This is a genomic window from Jeotgalibacillus proteolyticus, from assembly GCF_002926065.1.
GTDB lineage: Bacteria > Bacillota > Bacilli > Bacillales > Jeotgalibacillaceae > Jeotgalibacillus > Jeotgalibacillus proteolyticus.
This window is the reverse complement of the sequence record NZ_PREZ01000002.1, coordinates 162,589-183,199: the sequence shown is the minus strand read 5'-3', so window position 1 is coordinate 183,199 and position 20,611 is coordinate 162,589. Positions and strand designations below refer to the sequence as shown.

General features: G+C 43.3%; 19 protein-coding genes and 1 other annotated feature. Of the genes, 13 read left to right on the top strand and 6 right to left on the bottom strand.

Annotation, left to right across the window (positions count from 1 at the left end; all coding sequences use genetic code 11):
* Window positions 1-82 precede the first annotated feature (82 nt).
* Complete coding sequence (locus C4B60_RS04585) at window positions 83-805, top strand: amino acid ABC transporter ATP-binding protein (RefSeq protein WP_104056837.1); 723 nt, start codon at window positions 83-85, stop codon at window positions 803-805.
* Window positions 806-874: 69 nt separating this feature from the next.
* Window positions 875-1,849 carry an aromatic acid exporter family protein gene (locus tag C4B60_RS04580; protein ID WP_104056836.1) on the top strand — a complete coding sequence of 325 codons (975 nt, stop codon included), beginning with the start codon at window positions 875-877 and terminating at the stop codon, window positions 1,847-1,849.
* A 46-nt stretch (window positions 1,850-1,895) separates the two neighbouring features.
* Here C4B60_RS04580 and C4B60_RS04575 read toward each other — a convergent pair whose 3' ends face one another.
* On the bottom strand, window positions 1,896-2,558 hold the full coding sequence (locus C4B60_RS04575) for a GntR family transcriptional regulator (RefSeq protein WP_104056835.1): 663 nt from the start codon (window positions 2,556-2,558) through the stop codon (window positions 1,896-1,898).
* 194 nt (window positions 2,559-2,752) lie between these two features.
* On the opposite strand from C4B60_RS04575, the gene C4B60_RS04570 reads away from it, so the two are divergent.
* Together C4B60_RS04570 and C4B60_RS04565 are read left to right on the top strand one after the other, a co-directional pair.
* Window positions 2,753-4,426 carry an SLC13 family permease gene (locus C4B60_RS04570; RefSeq protein WP_209020058.1) on the top strand — a complete coding sequence of 558 codons (1,674 nt, stop codon included), beginning with the start codon at window positions 2,753-2,755 and terminating at the stop codon, window positions 4,424-4,426.
* Window positions 4,427-4,449: 23 nt separating this feature from the next.
* Complete coding sequence (locus C4B60_RS04565) at window positions 4,450-5,517, top strand: tartrate dehydrogenase (RefSeq protein WP_104056833.1); 1,068 nt, start codon at window positions 4,450-4,452, stop codon at window positions 5,515-5,517.
* A 49-nt stretch (window positions 5,518-5,566) separates the two neighbouring features.
* On the opposite strand, the gene prli42 is transcribed toward C4B60_RS04565, so the two are convergent.
* Entirely contained in the window at window positions 5,567-5,668 is a 102-nt protein-coding gene (prli42, locus tag C4B60_RS21360; RefSeq protein ID WP_342365030.1) for a stressosome-associated protein Prli42, read from the bottom strand.
* Between the two features lie 129 nt (window positions 5,669-5,797).
* Here prli42 and mce point away from each other — a divergent pair, with 129 nt between their 5' ends.
* The 6 genes from mce (at window position 5,798) to C4B60_RS04535 (ending at window position 12,242) form a co-directional block, all read left to right on the top strand.
* A complete protein-coding gene (gene mce, locus C4B60_RS04560; RefSeq protein WP_104056832.1) occupies window positions 5,798-6,223 on the top strand; it encodes a methylmalonyl-CoA epimerase in 426 nt (141 codons plus the stop codon).
* Entirely contained in the window at window positions 6,216-7,766 is a 1,551-nt protein-coding gene (locus tag C4B60_RS04555; RefSeq protein ID WP_104056831.1) for an acyl-CoA carboxylase subunit beta, read from the top strand. The genes mce and C4B60_RS04555 overlap by 8 nt, the downstream gene beginning before the upstream one ends.
* A 72-nt stretch (window positions 7,767-7,838) precedes the next feature.
* Window positions 7,839-8,963, top strand: coding sequence for a M20/M25/M40 family metallo-hydrolase (locus C4B60_RS04550; protein WP_104056830.1), 1,125 nt, complete (start codon window positions 7,839-7,841; stop codon window positions 8,961-8,963).
* Between the two features lie 93 nt (window positions 8,964-9,056).
* Window positions 9,057-10,295: a DNA polymerase IV gene (locus C4B60_RS04545; RefSeq protein ID WP_104056829.1), complete on the top strand. Its 1,239-nt coding sequence runs from the start codon at window positions 9,057-9,059 to the stop codon at window positions 10,293-10,295.
* Window positions 10,296-10,401: 106 nt separating this feature from the next.
* A complete protein-coding gene (gndA, locus tag C4B60_RS04540) occupies window positions 10,402-11,820 on the top strand; it encodes an NADP-dependent phosphogluconate dehydrogenase (RefSeq protein ID WP_104056828.1) in 1,419 nt (472 codons plus the stop codon).
* Window positions 11,821-11,885: 65 nt separating this feature from the next.
* Complete coding sequence (locus C4B60_RS04535) at window positions 11,886-12,242, top strand: DoxX family protein (protein WP_104056827.1); 357 nt, start codon at window positions 11,886-11,888, stop codon at window positions 12,240-12,242.
* 41 nt (window positions 12,243-12,283) lie between these two features.
* Here C4B60_RS04535 and zwf read toward each other — a convergent pair whose 3' ends face one another.
* A complete protein-coding gene (zwf, locus tag C4B60_RS04530; protein WP_104057258.1) occupies window positions 12,284-13,786 on the bottom strand; it encodes a glucose-6-phosphate dehydrogenase in 1,503 nt (500 codons plus the stop codon).
* Between the two features lie 335 nt (window positions 13,787-14,121).
* Between zwf and rnz the strand changes: the two genes are divergently transcribed.
* Window positions 14,122-15,054 (top strand): ribonuclease Z, encoded by a 933-nt coding sequence (gene rnz, locus C4B60_RS04525; RefSeq protein WP_104056826.1) that lies wholly within the window; start codon window positions 14,122-14,124, stop codon window positions 15,052-15,054.
* Between the two features lie 30 nt (window positions 15,055-15,084).
* Here the strand turns inward: rnz and namA are convergent, their stop codons facing one another.
* The 3 genes from namA to proC all read right to left on the bottom strand — a co-directional run bounded on the left by namA (window position 15,085) and on the right by proC (window position 18,209).
* Window positions 15,085-16,107, bottom strand: coding sequence for an NADPH dehydrogenase NamA (namA, locus tag C4B60_RS04520; RefSeq protein WP_104056825.1), 1,023 nt, complete (start codon window positions 16,105-16,107; stop codon window positions 15,085-15,087).
* Between the two features lie 73 nt (window positions 16,108-16,180).
* Entirely contained in the window at window positions 16,181-17,323 is a 1,143-nt protein-coding gene (locus C4B60_RS04515) for a glycosyltransferase family 2 protein (protein WP_104056824.1), read from the bottom strand.
* 58 nt (window positions 17,324-17,381) lie between these two features.
* On the bottom strand, window positions 17,382-18,209 hold the full coding sequence (gene proC, locus C4B60_RS04510) for a pyrroline-5-carboxylate reductase (RefSeq protein WP_104056823.1): 828 nt from the start codon (window positions 18,207-18,209) through the stop codon (window positions 17,382-17,384).
* A gap of 123 nt (window positions 18,210-18,332) precedes the next feature.
* Window positions 18,333-18,542 (bottom strand) — a binding site (T-box leader).
* A gap of 138 nt (window positions 18,543-18,680) precedes the next feature.
* Here proC and C4B60_RS04505 point away from each other — a divergent pair.
* Together C4B60_RS04505 and C4B60_RS04500 are read left to right on the top strand one after the other, a co-directional pair.
* Window positions 18,681-19,685, top strand: a complete 1,005-nt coding sequence (locus tag C4B60_RS04505) for an MBL fold metallo-hydrolase (protein ID WP_104056822.1) — start codon at window positions 18,681-18,683, stop codon at window positions 19,683-19,685.
* Entirely contained in the window at window positions 19,663-20,457 is a 795-nt protein-coding gene (locus C4B60_RS04500) for an SDR family NAD(P)-dependent oxidoreductase (protein WP_104056821.1), read from the top strand. The genes C4B60_RS04505 and C4B60_RS04500 overlap by 23 nt, the downstream gene beginning before the upstream one ends.
* Window positions 20,458-20,611 lie beyond the last annotated feature (154 nt).

Genomic DNA, 20,611 nt, shown 5'->3' with positions numbered 1-20,611 from the left:
ACGTATGCAGCAGCATACGTTTTTTCTTTTGAATAGTGATACAAATTGGATCGGATAGTGAAACGGGAGGGTGGAAAAGAAATTGATCGTAGTAAAAGACTTATATAAATCGTTTAAAGAGGTACAGGTGCTGAAGGAAATAACAGCAGAAGTAGCAGAAGGAGAGGTTGTGGTGGTCATTGGTCCATCCGGCTCAGGCAAGTCCACCTTTTTAAGATGCTTAAACCTGCTTGAGACCCCTACCTCAGGGAAAATCACCATTAACGGTGAAGATATTACAGCCCCAAGATTTAACCCCTTAAAGCTACGCTCGGAAGTGGGAATGGTGTTTCAGCATTTTCATTTATTTCCCCATATGACTGCACTTGAAAATGTAATCTATGCACCCAAAAAAGTCAGAAATATGGATAAAAAAGCAGCGAGGGACTACGGCACGGAACTTTTAGCTAAAGTTGGCCTGGGGGATAAAGCACATGAATACCCAAACCGTTTGTCCGGCGGGCAAAAGCAGCGTGTCGCGATTGCAAGAGCTCTGGGAATGAAGCCCTCGGTCATGCTATTTGACGAGCCAACCTCCGCTCTTGATCCTGAAATGGTTAAAGAAGTGCTTGATGTTATGAAGGATCTTGCAAAAACAGGAATGACGATGGTCATTGTTACGCATGAGATGGGTTTTGCACGAGAGGTAGCCGACAGGGTGATCTTCATGGATGAGGGCAGGCTTGTGGAAGAAGGGGAGCCGACTTCTTTTTTTGCAGCGCCCGGAAGTAAGCGGGCGAAAGAATTCTTGCAAAAAGTGCTTTAAACAGGGTATCCTTCAAAGAAAGATTAAGGGCATTGAACAAATATAAAGAACGCTGAAGGGAATTACGCTATGTTTCGAATTGGATACCGCACACTAAAAACTGCCATTGGAACGGCTATTGCTATTATGATTGCTCAATCGATCGGGCTTGATAATTTCGCTTCTGCGGGGATCATAACAATATTATGTATACAAAACACAAAAAGAAAATCAGTACATGCCTCGTGGAGCCGTTTTGCAGCCTGTGTTCTAGCTATGGCATTTTCAGCATTCTTCTTTGAACTGCTCGGCTATCATCCTATTGTGATTGGGATTATGCTTTTGTTTTTTATCCCGGCAACAGTAAGGCTGAATGTTAAAGAAGGAATCGTGACAAGCAGTGTCATTATTCTTCACATTTTTATGGACGGGCATGTAACTGCCGGTACACTTCTAAACGAGCTGCTGCTCCTTGTAATCGGTGTTGGGATTGCGCTCATTATGAATCTTTATATGCCAAGTGTAGAAACGAAACTTTTACGTTTTCAGGAAAAAATCGAGGAAAACTTTCATACGATTTTTGTTCAAATTGCTGCGTATCTTCATGATGAAAACAGCAGCTGGGACGGTAAAGAAATTACAGAAACACATGATCTGATAAAAGAAGCAAAAACCCTTGCGTTCCAGGATGTCGAAAATCATTTTTTACGAAATGAAAACCTTTATTACCTTTATTTCACTATGAGACAAAAACAGTTCGAATTGATTGAACGCATGCTGCCGCTTATTTCTTCTTTATCTTCTTCAGTGGAGCAGCGAAAAATGATTGCATCCTTTGTAGAGGACCTTAGTGAAAATATCCACCCGGGGAATACAGCCATTCTTTATATAAAAAAACTGTATGAAATGAAACTGATATTCGAAGAAATGGAAATGCCCAAAAATAGGGAAGAATTTGAAACGAGGGCAGCGCTTTATCAATTTATTCGCGAAATGGAAGAGTACCTTCAGCTTAAGCAATCCTTTAGGGGACTACCTCAAAAAAATGAGTTGGCTGAATCATAAATAGGTGGTTATTGATAATAAAAAAGATCCCTGGGGATCTTTTTTGTTATTTCAGAAAACCGATTAAAAACTCCATATCAGTACGGATATGTGCATTCATAAGAGAAGCTGCTTTATCTTTATCCCTCGCAGCTATAGCATGGGCGATCTCAATATGCTGTTCAACGATCTGTTTTCTTCTTCTGGGGTCATCCACATTTAATCTTCTGTAAAAAAAGGTAAGGGTCCTCAAGCTGTTTACCTGTTTTTTAAGTCTGGGATTTTTACTGTACTGGATAATTAGGTCATGATAATGGCTGTTTAATTCAATAAGCTTATATTTATTTTCCTCACAATCTTCATCGACGGTCATTTGTGAATGAAGAGCTGTATCAAGAATTTCGTTTAATTCCTTATCTGAAGCATTTTCAGCGGCAAGTGAAGCTGCTAAGGATTCAAGGACCTGCCTGCATTGATAAATATGTTCTACATCGACAGAAGATGGCTCATAGACAAAAATCCGGGATTGTTCGTCCTGAATCAAAAGTCCTTCATTTTCAAGCAGACGCAGCGCTTCTCTGACAGGGCTCCTGCTTATATTAAGCTCTCTTGCAAGCTTGGCTTCATATAATCTTTCACCGGGATTATACGTCCCTCTAATTATACGTTCTTTTATTATTTGATATAGCTGATAATGAATAGATTTTCGTTTCTCAATGGGCAGGCTCATGCATGGTTCCCCTCTCTATGGACAAAAAATTCTAAGATAAATAATCTAGTGATTTTTAATCGTTAAATTGTCGAAATGTTGAATTAATGATTGACGTAGAGTTGTAAGGTTTGTATTCTATAAAGAGTAGCTGTCGACAGTCGACAGTTATAAACCTATTATAAATGTAAGCGTTTTAAATTTAAAGGGGGGAAATGGGAATGACGTATCAAACAATGGTGGACGCTCTATGGCGGTCACATCGAAAAACAAAAAATCTATTATTTTTTTCAAAGACGGATGTACATGATCCGGGTACAAAGCAAGCACAAACGCAGGAATCACCTTCTGAAAGCCCTGCCTCATCCAATGGAAACAAGCCTGAAAACACACAAAGCTATAGTCGGGCACAGCTTACAGGGTTAATCCTTGGACCGCTATTATTCTTATTAACGATTCTACTTTTTACTCCTGAGACCTTAAGCAGGGAAGGCCAAATGGTACTGGCTACCACGCTGTGGGTTGCAACCTGGTGGATTACAGAAGCGATTCCAATTCCTGCAGCGTCACTGCTCCCGATTATCCTGCTGCCGCTGACCGGCGCTCTTGACGGTTCAACGGTTACCTCAAGCTACGGCGACCCGATTGTATTTCTCTTTCTTGGGGGATTCATGATCGCGCTCGCAATGGAAAGATGGGGTCTGCATAAAAGGATTGCTTTAAATATCATTTCTGTAGTCGGAACATCGACCAACAATATTATTTTAGGCTTTATGATTGCAACGGGCTTTTTATCTATGTGGGTGTCCAATACAGCTGCCGTTATGATGATGGTGCCGATTGCAACAGCCATTACGTATCAGGTCTCTCAAAGTCTTAAAAATTCACCCAAGGATTATTCATTGGAGGAAGAAAAATTCTCAAAGGCTTTATTATTCAGTGTAGGGTATGCAGGTACGATTGGCGGTCTTGGGACATTAATCGGGACTCCGCCGAATCTATTGCTGGCAGGTATTGTGAATGAGCTTTACGGCATTCAGATTTCATTTGCCATGTGGCTTTTGTATGCAGCCCCGGTTGTCGTGGTGCTGCTTCTATCCACCTGGCTTTATTTAACAAAAATTGCCCACCCGATTAAGCTGAAGCAGCTGCCTGGAGGAAAAGAGCTTATTCAAAGCGAGAAGAGAAAGCTTGGAGTCATTTCCTATGAAGAGGTTGCAGTCCTTTGTGTATTTGTATTTGCTGCATTTATGTGGATTACGAGAACTTTCCTATGGGAAAATGAAAACTTTTTTGTCATTCCGGGTATTAACGATACGATGATTGCTATTACCGCCGGTGTAATTCTATTTTTAATTCCATCTAAGAAAAAAATCGGCAGAATTTTGGACTGGACGGTTGCAAAAGACATTCCTTGGGGCATTCTTCTGTTATTTGGAGGAGGTCTTGCGATTGCTGCAGGATTTAGGGAAACCGGTCTTGCTACCTGGATTGGCGAGCAGCTCACCATTCTTGAAGGCGTCAATTTTATCCTGATGATTTTAATAACCGCAGCACTTGTCCTTTTCTTAACAGAAATCACTTCAAATACAGCTACAGCTACGATGATTTTGCCTGTTCTTGCATCACTTGCTCTGGCGATTAATGTTCACCCATACGCACTGATGGTTCCAGCCGCAATGGCTGCCAACTGTGCATTCATGCTGCCGGTTGGAACACCGCCAAATGCCATTATATTTGCAACAGGAAAACTAAAGATTATTGAAATGGTTAAAAACGGATTTTGGGTTAATATTTTCTGTGTCTTATTAATAACTGCAGCTGTCTATTTACTGCTGCCTGTTGTGTTTGGCATTGACTTAACTATTTTCCCGGATGAATTCAGATAATGAACCGGAAGGAAGAATGATTAATGAAGAATTTTCGTATCGCCTGTCTCCCTGGTGACGGCATCGGCCTTGAAGTAATGTCAGCTGCTCAGGACGTTTTGCAAACGGCAGCTGAGATTCATGGAGGAGTAGTATTCGATTTTACAAATTTTCCATGGGGATCTGACTATTATGTAGAAAATGGATTAATGATGCCGGAGGATGGCATTAGGCAGTTAAAAGAATTTGATACTGTTTTTCTCGGAGCAGTCGGAAATCCAAAGCTTGTACCCGATCATATTTCTCTATGGGGAATGCTGATAAAAATACGGCGTGAGCTTGAACTTTCCCTGAATGTAAGACCTGCCAGAGTGCTGAGGGGCATTGATTCCCCTCTGCATTCCCCAAATGATTTTAATTTTATCGTGGTGCGGGAAAACAGTGAAGGGGAATACAGTGAGGCTGGCGGTGTTATTCATAACGGCCCGGATGAAATCGCTGTTCAAAATGGAATTTTCACAAGGAAAGCGACAGAAAGAGCAATAAGGTATGCTTTTAAACTGGCAAAAAAGAGAGGGTCAAAGGTAACCAGTGCGACAAAATCCAATGGCATTGTTCATTCTATGCCGTTTTGGGATCGTATTTTCAACGAAGTAGCCGCTGAATATCCTGACGTTGAAACCCGGTCGGTTCATATTGATGCACTTTCTGCCTTTCTCGTAACCAAGCCGGAAACGTTTGATGTTATTGTGGCTTCGAATTTATTTGGAGATATCTTAACAGACCTTGGCGGTGCAATTATGGGGAGCATCGGAATTGCTCCTTCTGCCAATTTGAATCCAGAGGGTAAATATCCCTCTATGTTTGAGCCTGTTCATGGCTCTGCTCCAGACATTGCAGGGCAGGGAAAAGCAAATCCCCTGGGTCAGGTATGGACCGCGTCGATGATGCTTGATCATCTGGGCCTTCCGGAGCTTGGGGCTGCAATTCTTGAAGCGTGTGAAGAGGTAACCGGGGAGGGGATTAAAACCCCAGATATAGGTGGTACGTCTTCTACTGAAGAAGTAACGGCTGCGATCTGCTCCGCACTGAGAAAAAAAGCAGATGTATAAATAAAAAAACAGCCTTCTTGCCAGCAAGAAGGCTGTTTTCACTTTAATTTTAAAGAATGACGGATAAGCCAATTGCCAAAGTAGATGCAAGCATGGCAAAGATCATGACATAAACAATTATTTTACGGAATGTGCGGTTACGCAAGTACACTCTCTCCTTATTAACAGGCATTGTACATTTATTTTACCTTCCTTGCTGTAAAATCGCAAGCGGGTAGTCAAGGCTGTAAGTTATCGGTACAATAGAATAGCAGAGTTTTGGATTGAAGGGATGGTAGAGATGAAAAAGGTTGATCATATCGGAATAGCGGTTAAATCAATAGCGGAGTCATTGCCTTTTTACACTGAAATGTTAGCGCTTACTCTATTAAGAGAAGAAACCGTGGAAGAACAGGGCGTAAAAGTTGCTTTTCTTGATGCGGGAAATTTAAAACTTGAGCTGTTAGAGGCTCTTCATGATAACTCACCTATTGCAAAGTTTATTGCAAGAAAAGGTCAGGGAATTCATCATGTGGCGTTTAATGTAGTCGGAATTGAAGAGAGAATTAGTGAGTTAAAGGAAAAAGGAATACGGTTTATATCAGATGAACCAAGACCGGGGGCGGGCGGAGCAGATGTAGCCTTCTTGCATCCTGCTCAGGCTCACGGTGTCCTTTATGAAGTTTGTGACCATACAAGAAGTAAAGGAGCGTCCAGCAATGAGTGATATGTTTGAAAAGATAAATGAGCTATATGATAGAAGAAGAGAAGTGGAGCTCGGCGGAGGGGATGAACGGATCGACCGCCAGCATGAAAAAGGAAAATTGACTGCAAGAGAAAGAATCGACTTACTGCTCGATGAAGGGACATTTATGGAGCTGAATCCATTTATTGAACATCGTTCCTCTGATTTTGGCATGGAGGGAGTAAAAGGGTCCGGTGATGGGGTTGTTACCGGGTACGGAAAAGTAAATGGCCGGCCTATCTACTTATTTTCCCAGGATTTTACGGTTTTTGGCGGAGCTTTGGGTGAAATGCATGCCGAAAAAATTGCGCATGTGATGGATCTTGCTGCTAAAAATGGTGCTCCTTTTATCGGTCTCAATGATTCCGGAGGTGCGCGTATACAAGAAGGTGTCGTGTCGCTCGATGGCTATGGTCATATCTTTTACCGCAATGCCATCTATTCAGGAGTTGTTCCGCAGATTTCCGTCATAATGGGACCGTGTGCAGGAGGTGCAGTATATTCCCCTGCTATCACCGATTTTGTTTTTATGGTGGATAAAACAAGCCAGATGTTTATTACAGGTCCGAAGGTAATTGAGACGGTAACCGGAGAACAGATTTCCTCTGAGGACCTTGGCGGCTCTAAAATACATAACTCCATTTCCGGGAATGCCCATTTTAGAGCCCAAACGGAAAAAGAAACACTTGACCAGGTGAGGCAGCTGTTAAGCTATCTGCCGCAGTCCAATGAAGAAAAACCTCCTGTCCTCAAGGCAGACGATGCATCTGATGACAGACCGGATTTAGCAGATGCGATTCCCTTTGATCCAATCAGACCTTATGATGTGCGTGTTGTGGTGCAGCAGGTAGTAGATGAAGGTTCATTTATGGAAGTTCAAAAAGAATTCGCGCGCAATATCGTCATTGGACTAGCCCGAATTAAAGGGGAAGTAGTCGGTCTTGTATGCAATCAGCCAAAGGTAATGGCAGGGGGGCTTGATATTGATTCAAGCGATAAAGCGTCCCGGTTTATCCGCTTTTGTGATTCTTTTAATATCCCGTTAATTACATTTGAAGATGTAACAGGCTTTTTCCCGGGCATCAAGCAGGAGCACGGAGGGATTATCCGTCACGGAGCAAAGATTCTGTACGCTTATTCTGAGGCGACAGTGCCGAAAATGACGGTTATTTTACGAAAAGCCTACGGCGGGGCTTATGTAGCCTTAAATAGTAAATCTATTGGTGCTGACCTTGTATTCGCCTGGCCAAATGCAGAAATTGCCGTAATGGGTCCTCAGGGAGCAGCAAATATTATTTTTGCAAAAGAAATTGCTCAAAGTGAAAACCCTGAAGAAACAAGAGCGAAAAAAATTGAGGAATACCGTGAGAAATTTGCCAATCCTTATGTTGCAGCAGCAAGAGGCATGGTGGACGATGTGATTGACCCAAGAGAGACGAGAATTAAACTGATCCAGGCGCTTGATATGATGAGAAATAAAAAGGAAGACCGTCCGAAGAAAAAGCATGGCAATATTCCGTTATAGCCTTTGCTTTGAGTCTCAATCCTTTTTTCGCTATACTTATCCCCGTGACTACATAAATGGAGGGGCCAAATAATGATTAATGAAAAAAGATTAGTTGAGGAATTTATGGAGCTTGTTCAAGTAGATTCAGAAACAAAGCATGAGGCACAAATTGCTATGGTGCTTAAAGAAAAATTCGGTTCATTGGGAGTAGCTGTTGAAGAAGACAGCTCAATGGCTCAAACTGGCCACGGAGCAAATAATTTAATCTGTACGCTTGAAGGCACAAAAGAAAATGCTGATCCGATTTACTTCACCTCCCACATGGATACTGTAACACCCGGTAAGGGAATTAAGCCTGTTTTGAAGGATGATGGCTATATCCATTCGGATGGTACAACGATCCTAGGCGCCGACGATAAAGCCGGGATTGCAGCTATGCTTGAAATGATCCGTCAGCTTAAAGAGCAAAACCTTGAGCATGGAACGATCCAGTTTATCATTACAGCAGGAGAAGAATCCGGACTTGTTGGTGCTAAAGCGCTCGATCCTTCCTATGTAAAAGCAAAATTCGGCTTCGCTGTAGACAGTGACGGGGATGTAGGGAATATCATTGTCGCAGCGCCAACTCAGGCGAAGGTAAAAGCAGTCATCCATGGTAAAACAGCTCATGCAGGCGTTGCACCTGAAAAAGGGATTTCTGCTATCACCATCGCTTCAAAAACCATCGCATCAATGCCGCTTGGCCGCATTGATGAAGAAACAACAGCTAATATTGGCCGTTTTGAGGGCGGAAGTGCGACTAATATCGTCTGTGACCGTGTGGATGTGTTAGCTGAGGCACGTTCACTTGTTCCTGAAAAAATGGAAGCTCAAGTGAAAAAAATGAAGGAAGCGTTTGAAAAAGCTGCAGAGGAAATGGGCGGAAGAGCCGATGTGGATGTTAACATCATGTACCCAGGATTTAAATTTGAGGAACAGGATGAGGTAGTGCAGATTGCCCTTAATGCTGTAAAAGCAATTGGCAGACCATCAGCACTTCTGACCAGCGGCGGCGGAAGCGACGCCAATGTTATTGCAGGAATGGGTGTTCCGACTGTGAATCTTGCTGTCGGGTATGAAGAAATCCATACTAAAAATGAAAAAATGCCTGTTGCAGAGCTTAATAAGCTGACAGAGCTCTTAATCGCCATCGTAATGGAAGTTGCAAAAAAATAATAGTATTAAACTAAGGAGTGTCCATGATGATGGATGCTCCTTAGTTTATGACTGATGGTTTTTCAGGTACAATGGAAAAAGGAGGGTCGGGATATGAAAAAGAGTGGAAGAATTATTCTGCATGTTGATATGAATAGCTTTTATGCTTCAGTAGAGGCTGCTCATGATGCTTCATTAAAAGGAAAGCCGATAGCCATTGCAGGCGACCCTGAGGAAAGAAGAGGCATTGTGGTTACCTGCAGCTATGAAGCACGGGCTTATGGTGTCAAAACAACGATGCCTTTATGGGAAGCAAAAAAGCTATGTCCATCTCTGCTTGTACTCCGTCCAAATTTCGAACGGTACCGTCAGGCCTCAAAAGCGATGTTTGATATATTAAGGTCCTATACCTCCCAGGTGGAGCCTGTATCCATTGATGAAGGATATATGGATTTAACAGAGCTTGAGGGGGAATCGCCAATCGAGGTAATCAAAACGATTCAGGACCGAATTTTAAGAGAGCTTGATCTCCCTTGCAGTATCGGAGTTGCGCCAAATAAATTTCTTGCGAAAATGGCTTCTGATATGAAAAAGCCCATGGGGATTACGGTGCTCAGAAAAAGAGATGTACCGCAAATCATGTGGCCAATGCCGGTTGAAGCTATGCATGGGGTTGGAGCAAAAACCGCCGAAAAGCTAAAGGGGATCGGCATAAACATTATCGGGGACCTCGCTTTGGGTGAGGATATTCAGCTCAAAGCGCTCCTCGGGATAAATGGAAGAAGGCTGAAAGACAGAGCAAATGGACTAGATGAAAGAAAGGTAGATCCGGACAGTATTTATGATTTTAAAAGTGTTGGAAATTCAACTACCCTCCCAGCTGATGTTACGAATCAGTCTGAGCTGATTGGTGTCTTGCTTAAGCTTTCCAAAAAGGTCAGCGGACGTTTAAAGTCTAAAGCGATGCTTGGATATGGAGTTTCCATTATGATCCGCTTTAAAGATAGAAAAACAATCACAAGAAGCTGCACCTTAAAGACGCCGGTGGACGGCGAAGAGGAGATTCTTTCAGTTGCTAAAGGATTATTGCTTGCCCATTGGGACGGCACCCCGGTAAGACTGCTCGGCGTAACAGTACAGGAGCTGGTGGAGAAAAGACAGGCAGTAAAGCAGCTCGATCTATTTACCTTTGAGGAAGACGCCAGGCACGAGCCGATTGACCGGGTGCTTGAAGAAATCAATAAACGCTATGGCACAGGCAAACTAAACAGGGGAATTCCAAACGCCGGACCCACTGCTTTTCCCTCTGCAGAAACAAGTTTCAGCAAGGATTTTTTACGGGATCATAAATAAAAGCATTATTTTCGCCTTTCGCTAAAATAGTGTTACAATAAGGAATGATTATTATGCTGTTTCACATTAGAGCATGCGAATTTTTTAATAGAAAGGACGTTTAGCTATGTCAAAACAACAAATAGGTGTCGTAGGTCTTGCAGTAATGGGGAAGAACCTGGCATGGAATATTGAAAGCAGAGGATTTTCAGTAGCGGTTTATAATCGCTCTTCTGAAAAAGTAGACGACATGCTTTCAGAGTCAGAGGGTAAACAGATTTTTGGTACATACAGTCTGCAGGAGTTCGTTGATTCACTTGAGTCTCCCCGCAAAATTTTATTGATGGTTAAAGCAGGTGCAGCAACGGATGCAACGATTAACAGTCTTCTGCCGCTGCTTGATAAAGGCGATATATTAATTGATGGAGGAAACACTTTCTATCAGGATACGATTCGCAGAAACAAAGAATTGAGCGAGCACGGCGTCCACTTCATCGGGACCGGTGTTTCCGGCGGAGAAGAAGGAGCTCTAACAGGACCTTCTATTATGCCTGGGGGACAAAAGGAAGCTTATGAGCTTGTAGCTCCAATCTTTGAAAAAATTTCAGCAAAAGTAAACGGCGAAGCCTGCAGCACCTATATTGGTCCAGATGGCGCCGGCCATTATGTGAAAATGGTCCATAATGGCATTGAGTATGCTGATATGCAGCTCATTGCCGAATCTTACTTTCTTATGAAAAATGTCCTGGGGCTCTCAGCAGAAGATCTGCATGAGGTGTTTGCAGAATGGAATAAAGGCGAGCTTGACAGCTATCTGATTGAAATCACTGCAGATATCTTTAAAAAGAAAGATGCTGAAACCGGCAAGCCGATGGTGGACGTTATATTAGATAAAGCAGGACAAAAAGGAACAGGCAAATGGACAAGCCAAAGTGCGCTTGATCTTGGAACACCGCTTCCGATTATTACGGAGTCTGTTTTTGCACGATTTATTTCTGCCATTAAAGAGGAGCGTGTACACGCAAGCAAGGTCTTAAGCGGACCGGATGCTGTGGCGCCTCAAAAAGAACAAAAAGAAGTGATTGAAGCAATCAGACGCGCACTTTATATGTCTAAAATCGCTTCTTATGCACAGGGCTTTGCCCAAATGAAGGCAGCTTCAGAGGAATATAACTGGGATTTGAAGTTTGGCGATATTGCCATGATTTTCAGAGGCGGCTGTATTATTCGCGCCCAATTCCTTCAAAAAATCAAAGAAGCTTATGACCGTGAGCCTGCTTTGACCAATCTTATGCTTGATGAATACTTTAAAGATATTGTAGAATCTTACCAATCTGCACTTCGTGAAGTTATTTCTCTTGCGGTTCAAAACGGCGTACCGGTCCCAGGCTTCTCAACAGCGCTTGCTTACTATGACAGCTATCGTACAGAAACGCTTCCTGCAAACCTGATTCAGGCTCAGCGTGACTACTTCGGTGCTCATACGTATCAGCGAGTGGATAAGGAAGGCACTTTCCATACAGAGTGGATGGAACCTAAAGCATAAATTGATCACAGAAAGCCTCGTCCGTTTAAGCGGAGCGAGGCTTCTTTTACTAAGGAGGGAAAGCAATGAATGGGATAAAGCGGCTTGCAGGGCTGTTTATGCTTTTTGCAGGCATCATGCATTTTAAAAAAACAAAAATGTTTGAAAGAATTGTTCCACCGTTTTTACCGTTAAAAAAGCTGATTGTTCAGGTATCGGGAATTGTGGAAATCATCATTGGCCTCATGCTTGCTTTAAACAAGTTCACCCGCCTGGCAGGAAAAGCACTAACATGGCTTCTAGTACTCGTGTGGCCGGCGAATATTTATATGGCAATGCAAAATAAGCCCTTAAAAAAAGGTTCAAAACCAATGCCTTTATTGTTATGGGGAAGAGTATTGCTTCAGTGGCCGCTTATTAAATGGGCGAGAAGTGTAAAATGAATAGTAAAAAAGGCTTTCGACCAAGGATCGAAAGCCTTTTTTTATTTACTATTTTCGTCAAGCTCACCAACAGACCACCATTCAAAGCCTTCATCAGCAACCAGCTTAAAGCTTCCCTCTGGACCCATTGAGCCGGATTCATAATTCGGAAAGTCTTTTGCTGTGGTGGATTCCCAGTGATCAGAAATTTTGTCTACAAAGCTCCAGGAGCGTCTTACTTCATCCCAATGGGTAAAGTTTGTCGCATCACCCATAATGCAATCATAAAGAAGTTTTTCATAGGCTTCAGGGGTGTTGATTCCATCGATGCTGCTGGCTGAATAGCTCAGTCTGACCGGCTGGGTATTAACACCTTCGCTTGTTTTCTTCGCATTTAAATGAAGGGTAATTCCTTCATCCGGCTGAATATGAATAACAAGCAGATTTGGATCCAGGGAATGCTCTTTATTGTAATAAAGATTCATTGGAATATCTTTAAATTGAACCACGATTTTAGTAGACTTTACAGCCATTCTTTTTCCAGTCCGGATAAAAAACGGTACTCCTGCCCAGCGGAAGTTATCGATCATTACTTTACCCGCAACGAAGGTTTCTGTATTGGATGCCGGATCGACATTATCTCCATCTCGGTATCCATCAACGTTTTGTCCATTCATGATCCCTTTGTCATATTGTCCGCGTACAAAATATTCATCGACTTCTTTTCCTTCAACAGGACGCATCGCCCGCAATACACGGACCTTTTCACTACGGATTTCATCCGTGCTTAAATTAATCGGCGGCTCCATGGCAAGAAGTGCGACCATCTGAAGCATATGGTTTTGCACCATGTCTCTTAGAGCGCCGCTTGTTTCATAATATCTGCCGCGTTCTTCAACACCAAGTGTCTCTGAAGAGGTGATTTGAATATTCGATATAAAACGGCTGTTCCAAAGCGGTTCAAAAAACGCATTTGCAAACCGGATTACTTCGATATTCTGCACCATCTCTTTTCCAAGGTAATGGTCAATACGGTAAATCTGCTCCTCTGAAAAAGATTGGCGTATCTGCTCATTCAGTGCAGCAGCGGAAGGCAGGTTATGACCGAATGGCTTCTCAATTACCAGGCGGCAAAAGCCGTCTGTATCCGTTAATCCATCCTGCTTTAAGTGGTCGGTAATGGTGCCGAAGAATTCGGGTGCCATCGCCAGATAAAAAATGCGATTACCTTCAAGGCTGAATCTCCGGTCAAGCTCATTAGCCTGGGTTTTTAACTGTATGTATGAGTTTGAATCAGCAACATCATGTGATTGATAGATGCAATGCTCAATAAAGGCTTCAATTAAATCATTTGAGTGGGAAGAGGCATGAAGTGAATCTCTGACATGCTCTTTAAAACGGCTGTCTGACCATTCTCTGCGTCCAACCCCAAGAACAGCAAACTGATTCGATAAACTCCCTTTTAAATAAAGCTGGTAGAGCGAAGGGAATAACTTTCTTTTTGCAAGGTCGCCGGTTGCGCCGAAAATCATAATTAAAGCAGGTGGTGTTTGTTCTTGTTTCATTATCAGGACCTCACTTTTAAAATTAATCAAATCTGTGTCTACTCTTGTCGAAAAAGTTCTAAAAACAATATCTAAATTGTATAGGGGAAGAAAGGGATATGCAACCGTTATGCAACTTCTTTATAAAGAACATTTTTTCTTTGGAAGTTCTCATGATCTAATTGAATTTATTTACTTAGTAGCAACTCCAGATAATTATTGACTTCTCTATTATACAGCCTTAAAGAAAAAAGGACCCTCCTATTTATTTTTTGCTCCACAGTGCGCTATAATTCTTAAAGGAATAGGTCCTTATCAGTCATAAATGACAAGATACCGTGGGATGGAGGCTGATTATGCAGCTATTATTTTTAGGAACTGGCGCAGGAGTGCCGGCAAAGCAGCGAAATGTATCGTCCATTGCATTGAGACGTTTAAATAATGAAGGAGCTATTTGGCTTTTTGATTGCGGAGAAGCAACGCAGCACCAGATTCTTCACACAACCATCAAGCCAAGAAGAATTGAGAAGATTTTTATCACTCACCTCCATGGAGATCATATTTACGGCTTGCCCGGTCTGCTTGGAAGCCGATCGTTTCAGGGAGGAACTGATCCTCTTACCGTATATGGCCCTAAAGGAATAAAAGCGTTTATTCAGTCTGCGCTGCAGCTGAGTGCAACCTATGTTAAATATGATCTTTCTATTATTGAAATTGAAGATGGTACGGTAATAGAGGAAAGTGACTGCTTCATACATATCGGCAAGCTGGACCATGGAATTGATTCCTTCGGCTACAGGGTTGTTGAAAAAGACCGGACAGGCGAGCTTCAGGTTCATAAACTTAAGGAGCTTGGCGTTAAACCCGGCCCCATTTACAAGCAGTTAAAAGATAAGCAGACTGTTCAATGGGAAGGGATGACTTTAAACGGAGCCGACTTTCTCGGAGAAGATAAAAAGGGACTGATTGTTACCATTCTTGGAGACACCCGTTTATGCAGGAGGTCATTCGAGCTTGCAGAGGGAGCAGATCTTCTCGTACATGAAGCGACCTTTGAGCAAAAAAGTGAAGAGATGGCTTATGAATATTTTCATTCTACTACCGCCCAGGCCGCAACTGTGGCAAAAGAGTCAGGCGTAAAAGAGCTTTGGCTCACCCATATCAGCTCCAGGTACACAAGTGTGGACAGCGAAGACCTGGTTAATGAAGCGAGAGCAATTTTTGAGAATAGTTATATCGCTCATGACTTCAGCGAGACAGCTGTGCTTTCAAAAGAAGAAAACTCCTGAACGGACAATGCCGATCAGGAGTTTTTATTTTTAGCTGTTCCAGCCGCGTTCATATTGAACTGGAGACTCAATTTCTGTTTTAAGCTCTTTTGCTGCTGTTCTTGGCCAGTAAGGGTCGCGAAGCAGCTCTCTTGCCAGGAATATTAGGTCGGCACGATGGTTTTGTAAAATTTCTTCTGCCTGAATACCTGACGTAATTAATCCTACAGCGCCAACCGGTATTTCTGCACCTTTTCGAATCGTTTCTGCCATGCCTACCTGGTAGCCGGGATAGACATTAATTCTTGCGGGCACAACGGCTCCCGAGCTTACATCAATTAGATCGACTCCCTGCTCCTTCATCCATCTTGCATAAAGGACATAATCTTCAGGAGTCAGCCCGTTTTCATCCCAGTCACTTGCTGAGACGCGGACGAGCAGCGGACCGCTCCATACCTTTTTAACAGCGTCAATAATTTCGCGTAAAAAGCGGTATTGATTTTCCTTGGAGCCGCCGTACTCATCTTCCCTGCGGTTGGAAAGAGGAGATAAAAATTCATTAACTAAATAGCCGTGAGCTCCGTGAAGCTCAATAATATCAAAGCCTGCTTCCTTTGCGCGTCTTGCTCCCTGCTTAAAGGCTTCAACGGTATCGTTAATATCCTGAACGGACATTTCAACAGGTGTTTTCATACTATCATTAAAAGCAATCGCAGAGGGGGCAATAATATCTCCATCTGTCATTGATTTACGTCCTGCATGAGCAATTTGAATAGCCGTTTTAGCTCCTTGCTCTTTAATAAGTGCGACGAGCTCACGAAGACCTTCCACATGTTCATCACTCCATATTCCAAGATCCTTATTTGAAATGCGGCCTTGTGGAGTAACAGCTGTGGCTTCTAACATAATTAGTCCCGTTTGGCCGACAGCGCGGCTCGTATAATGGGTTCTATGCCAGTTTTCTACCATGCCGTCCTGGTTATGGCAGGAGTACATACACATTGGAGCCATAACGACCCGGTTTTTTAGCGTTACATTTTTAATCGTATAAGGTGAGAAAAGAGCAGTTGACATCGTTCGCCTCCTAGATTCTTTAGAGTTCCTAAATAGTATAGCAAGCCTATTATATCAAACCAATAATTTAGCCTTATTTCATCTGTTTTTTCATTTCTTTTAGTGAGTAGGTGGTGCCCCTCCATTGAATCCCGCCCCGCTTCAGCGTTAAAAATGAAGCGCGGCAGATTGCAAAGATAAACAGGCATACAGAAAGCGGAAACAGGATAACATGCCAGGAAGAATAAGAGGTTAGCCTTCTGGTCAGCGGGAGGTAAACAACAGCAAGTGCACAAATGGCTGCAGCACTTATTAGACGGATGGCTGCCTCGCTGTGAAAAAGAGTTATAAACGGAAGGAACTGTGAAATAAAGACGCCGGCTGCTGCTCCTGCAACTAGCAGATAGGAGTAGTGAAGCCCGGCAAAAGTATTTTTTTCAAGACCTTTTACAGCCTCAGCAACGGTTGGGTACCATTCCACCTTAAGCATTGTAATAGCCGTTACCATTCTCTGTTTAAATCCGTGCTTTTTTACAAGAATGCCGAGCTGGAGATCATCATCCGGCCGCATTCGGATCGATTGATGGCCATCCATCTTTTGGTAGGAGGTGCGGCTGATCATATTAAACGCACCGATCCCCATGCCTCCCTTTTTATGATCGCGATTGGCATTCCACGGACGTTTATAGTAGGAAAAGCCGAATAAGAAAAATGAAATAAAGCCTTTTAACATAAAGCTCCTCGCCTGAAGATTGGGCGAAATAGTTAGATGATCAAGCGAATTTCGGGTGAAATACGCAGCAGCCTTGGCAATTAAATCCGGTTCATACAAAATATCTGCGTCTGTAAAAACTAAGAGATTACCTGCTGACAGCTCTGCACCTTTATGGAGGGCATAATTTTTGCCAAGCCATCCTTTTGGAAGGGAGCTTACATGCTGAACATGAATTCTTGAGTCGCTCTTTGCCAGGTTTTCCATTATTTCGCCGGTGCCGTCAGTAGACCGGTCGTTTACTAAAATCCATTCAATAGGCTTATACGTTTGCTGAAGCTGTGAACGGATGCTTTTTTCAATTGTATGGGCTTCGTTTCTTGCAGGGACAATAATGCTGACAAGGCCGCAGGATGCTGTTGGCGGCTCCGGCTCAAGCTTCGGCAGCTCCCGTATGCCTCTATATGTGTCGATCGCAATAAATATCCAAAAAAGAGTAACAAGTAACAGCAGTGTAAACAGCATCGCGATCGCTTCCTTTTTTTCTTAATAGTACTAAAATGACTTGAGTGGAGGCAACAGCCTACTCGTTGTCAAACTGTTCAAATTGATTGCGGAGCCTTCCTGAATGTTCAGTTGCCTCTTTAATACAGGCTTTAAAGGCCTCTTTTACATGATGCTGCTCAAGCTTTTTCACACCGGCCTCTGTCGTTCCGCCTTCACTTGTGATGGCCTTTCTCAGGCTTTGTGGAGATTTATTTGTTGTCAAAAGCATGTTGGAAGCACCGGCAAGCGTTTGAAGAATAAATGGCTTTGCTTCAGCCTGAGGGAGGCCAAGCTCAACGGCTGCCTGTTCCATAGCTTCGACAATATAGTAGATGTAGGCTGGTCCGCTGCCCGATAAACCGGTTACAAGATCAAGCTTATTTTCTTCTACCACAGTTACGGTTCCGATCGCTTCTAAAACGGAAAGAGCAATGTTTTTCTGCCCGTCCGAAACATAATCGTTAAACGCAACCCCTGTAGCCGACTGCTGAATCGTAGCAGAAGTATTGGGCATCGCTCTTGCAATTGGCTGACCTTTTCTTAGCTTTCCTTCAATAAATTCAATTGATAGCCCGGCAAGGACGGAGATGATTAACTGGCCTTCTGATATGTAAGGCTGGATGCTGAGCAAGGCTTCCTTTGCATCCTTCGGTTTCATGGCAAGTACGATCACTTCTGTTCCCTGAAAGAGGGAAGGGAGGTCATAGCTGATCTGAACATTATACAGATCCTTTATTCCTTCCAGCCGGGATGTATCAGAACGGTTGGTTACCCAAAGCTCTCCTCCTTTTAATAGCGGCGCCTGAACCAGTCCCTGTATCATTGCTTCTGCCATTGAACCTGCTCCAATAAATACGATTTTCATATGGAGAACCTCCCTTAAATTATCGGTCGCTTTTGTTTAAATTCCAGCTCATTTATCCCGGAAGTCTCCGGTGCAGCTGATTTTGCTTTAGCGGTGAAACACAAAAAACCCTTTCATCCTGTTAAAAAGGACGAAAGGGTTTTCTTCCGCGGTACCACCTAATTTTACCGGACAAATCCGGTACGCTTTATTCCCGTAACGAGGGAGACGGGCAGATTTACTGCCGCTCAAAGGCAGGTTCAACGAGGAGAAAAACGACGAAGCCTTTCAGCCGGCGGACTTCGATCTCTTGCATTTTAGCACTCGTTTACTAATCCTTATCAGCGCGTTGTCGAGATGGATTGATTATATGTGATTATGCGGACGTTCCTTCATTCTGTCAAGCATTTTCACGATTCACATGACAATTTAATGAAAAAGAGCTACACTAAAGAAAGTGAATGATCATTCATTTTATGAGGAGGCACTTATATGGTCCAGTGGCATAATGGAATTGCTCAATTGACGATTCCCACCCCGTTTGCAGTGGGGGATGTTCATGTTTATGTAATAAAAGATGAAAAAAATACATTGGTAGACACCGGGCCAAAAACGAAAGGAGCCTGGAAAGCTTTAAAGGACCAGCTCGCTGAAATTGATCTGGAGCCTCGGGATATTGATCAAATTGTCCTCACTCATCATCACCCTGACCACTCCGGGCTGATTGAGCAATTCGGCAGGGCTGACATTCTTGGATTTAAAGAAGGAGAGCGTTTTTTACTCAGGGAAGAAGCCTTTATGGAATACCATGATTCGTTTTATGAAACGTTTTTCAGAGAAATGGGCCTTCCGCAGTCGTATTTTGTGCTGATTGAAAAAATGAGGGAGCCGCTTCAGGCACTCGGAAAAAGAGGGATTGACCGTGAATTAAAGGCAGGGGGGCAGCTGCCCTATGCACATGATTGGACAGTTCTCCCTACACCCGGCCATTCCCAGGGACATCTTTCGCTTTACCGTAAGTTGGATGGTATGCTGATTGGCGGAGACCTTCTTTTAGCTAAAATATCGTCCAATCCATTGATTGAGCCGCCATTTTCAGTAAAACAGGAACGCCCGATCCCCCAGCTGCAGTATAATGAGTCTTTAAAAAGTCTGCTTGCTATTCCGATTTCGAGTGTTCTGCCGGGACATGGCCCAATTGTTTTGGATGCCCACTCATTAATTTCTCAAAGACTGGCGAAACAACATGAAAGAGCGCTGCATGTAAAAAGTCTGCTGGCTGAGAACCCGGATACAGCCTTTAATCTATGTGTTAAGCTTTTTCCTTCTGTTTACCGTAAGCAGCTTGGCCTCACGCTTTCAGAAACGATGGGGCAGCTTGATTATTTACTGGCCGCTGGTGAAATAGAACGCAGTCACAAATCGGGGGATGCGTGGATCTACAAGGCACTAACAACCGCAAAGGAGCCTTTATATGAAGAGGAAGTTAACCGATAAAACAATTTTAATTACAGGAGCTTCAAGCGGCCTTGGCTTTGAACTTGCCAAAAAATGCGCAGAGCTTGGGGCATCCATTTATTTAGTCGGCCGCAACGAACAAAGGCTTGCCCGAATTGTGGAGGAATGCGGCGCTCTCGGGGCAAAAGAGGTTAAGGCTTACTCGTTTGACTTAACAGCGTTAGAATCGATCCCTGGTCTTATCACACAAATTGAGGAGGAATCCGGTGGGATTGATGCGCTGATAAATAATGCCGGCTTCGGGCTTTTTGAACGGCTTGACCAAACCCCGGAAAAGACTGTGCAGGACATGTTCTCAGTCAATGTTCTTGCGTTAATTGCTCTTACAAAAGCGGTCATTCCTTTAATGCAGAAAAGAGGGCATGGGCATATTATCAACATCGCTTCTCAGGCAGGCAAGCTTGCCACCCCAAAATCAAGCATTTATTCGGCCACAAAGCATGCCGTTCTCGGATTTTCAAATAGTCTTCGCATGGAGCTCGCAGATGAAGGCATTGCTGTTACCGCAATTAACCCCGGTCCTATTGATACCGCTTTTTTTGAACTCGCTGACAATTCCGGCAGCTACACAAAAAGTGTAAAGCGGTGGATGCTCAGCCCCGAAAAGGTCGCCGCAAAAACCGTTGCCATTCTCTTTACAACGAAGAGGGAAGTTAACCTGCCAGGCTGGATGAATCTTGCGTCCAAGCTGCATTCACTGGCCCCCGGACTGGTTGAGAGAGCAGGCAAAAAGGGATTTAATCAAAAATAATACAGGAAAGGACTGCCTGAAATTAGTGGCAGTCCTTTTTGTGTTTTAGGTGTACACTGCTTTTTAAAGCTTAATTACTTGAAGGTTTTATCCACCCTTTGAGCGGTTTTCCAATCATTCCCCACTTGTTTTTTAAGAAATTGGCTGATACTAT

What these genes read in the sequence shown, in the direction of transcription:
- C4B60_RS04550 (WP_104056830.1), top strand. Translation starts at nt 7,839, where the DNA reads ATGATTAATGAAAAAAGATTAGTTGAGGAATTTATGGAGCTTGTTCAA.
- C4B60_RS04580 (WP_104056836.1), top strand. Translation starts at nt 875, where the DNA reads ATGTTTCGAATTGGATACCGCACACTAAAAACTGCCATTGGAACGGCT.
- C4B60_RS04545 (WP_104056829.1), top strand. Translation starts at nt 9,057, where the DNA reads ATGAAAAAGAGTGGAAGAATTATTCTGCATGTTGATATGAATAGCTTT.
- C4B60_RS04515 (WP_104056824.1), bottom strand. Translation starts at nt 17,323, where the DNA reads ATGCTGTTTACACTGCTGTTACTTGTTACTCTTTTTTGGATATTTATT.
- C4B60_RS04565 (WP_104056833.1), top strand. Translation starts at nt 4,450, where the DNA reads ATGAAGAATTTTCGTATCGCCTGTCTCCCTGGTGACGGCATCGGCCTT.
- C4B60_RS04535 (WP_104056827.1), top strand. Translation starts at nt 11,886, where the DNA reads ATGAATGGGATAAAGCGGCTTGCAGGGCTGTTTATGCTTTTTGCAGGC.
- proC (WP_104056823.1), bottom strand. Translation starts at nt 18,209, where the DNA reads ATGAAAATCGTATTTATTGGAGCAGGTTCAATGGCAGAAGCAATGATA.
- mce (WP_104056832.1), top strand. Translation starts at nt 5,798, where the DNA reads ATGAAAAAGGTTGATCATATCGGAATAGCGGTTAAATCAATAGCGGAG.
- zwf (WP_104057258.1), bottom strand. Translation starts at nt 13,786, where the DNA reads ATGAAACAAGAACAAACACCACCTGCTTTAATTATGATTTTCGGCGCA.
- C4B60_RS04575 (WP_104056835.1), bottom strand. Translation starts at nt 2,558, where the DNA reads ATGAGCCTGCCCATTGAGAAACGAAAATCTATTCATTATCAGCTATAT.
- C4B60_RS04500 (WP_104056821.1), top strand. Translation starts at nt 19,663, where the DNA reads ATGAAGAGGAAGTTAACCGATAAAACAATTTTAATTACAGGAGCTTCA.
- C4B60_RS04505 (WP_104056822.1), top strand. Translation starts at nt 18,681, where the DNA reads ATGGTCCAGTGGCATAATGGAATTGCTCAATTGACGATTCCCACCCCG.
- C4B60_RS04555 (WP_104056831.1), top strand. Translation starts at nt 6,216, where the DNA reads ATGAGTGATATGTTTGAAAAGATAAATGAGCTATATGATAGAAGAAGA.
- namA (WP_104056825.1), bottom strand. Translation starts at nt 16,107, where the DNA reads ATGTCAACTGCTCTTTTCTCACCTTATACGATTAAAAATGTAACGCTA.
- gndA (WP_104056828.1), top strand. Translation starts at nt 10,402, where the DNA reads ATGTCAAAACAACAAATAGGTGTCGTAGGTCTTGCAGTAATGGGGAAG.
- rnz (WP_104056826.1), top strand. Translation starts at nt 14,122, where the DNA reads ATGCAGCTATTATTTTTAGGAACTGGCGCAGGAGTGCCGGCAAAGCAG.
- C4B60_RS04570 (WP_209020058.1), top strand. Translation starts at nt 2,753, where the DNA reads ATGGGAATGACGTATCAAACAATGGTGGACGCTCTATGGCGGTCACAT.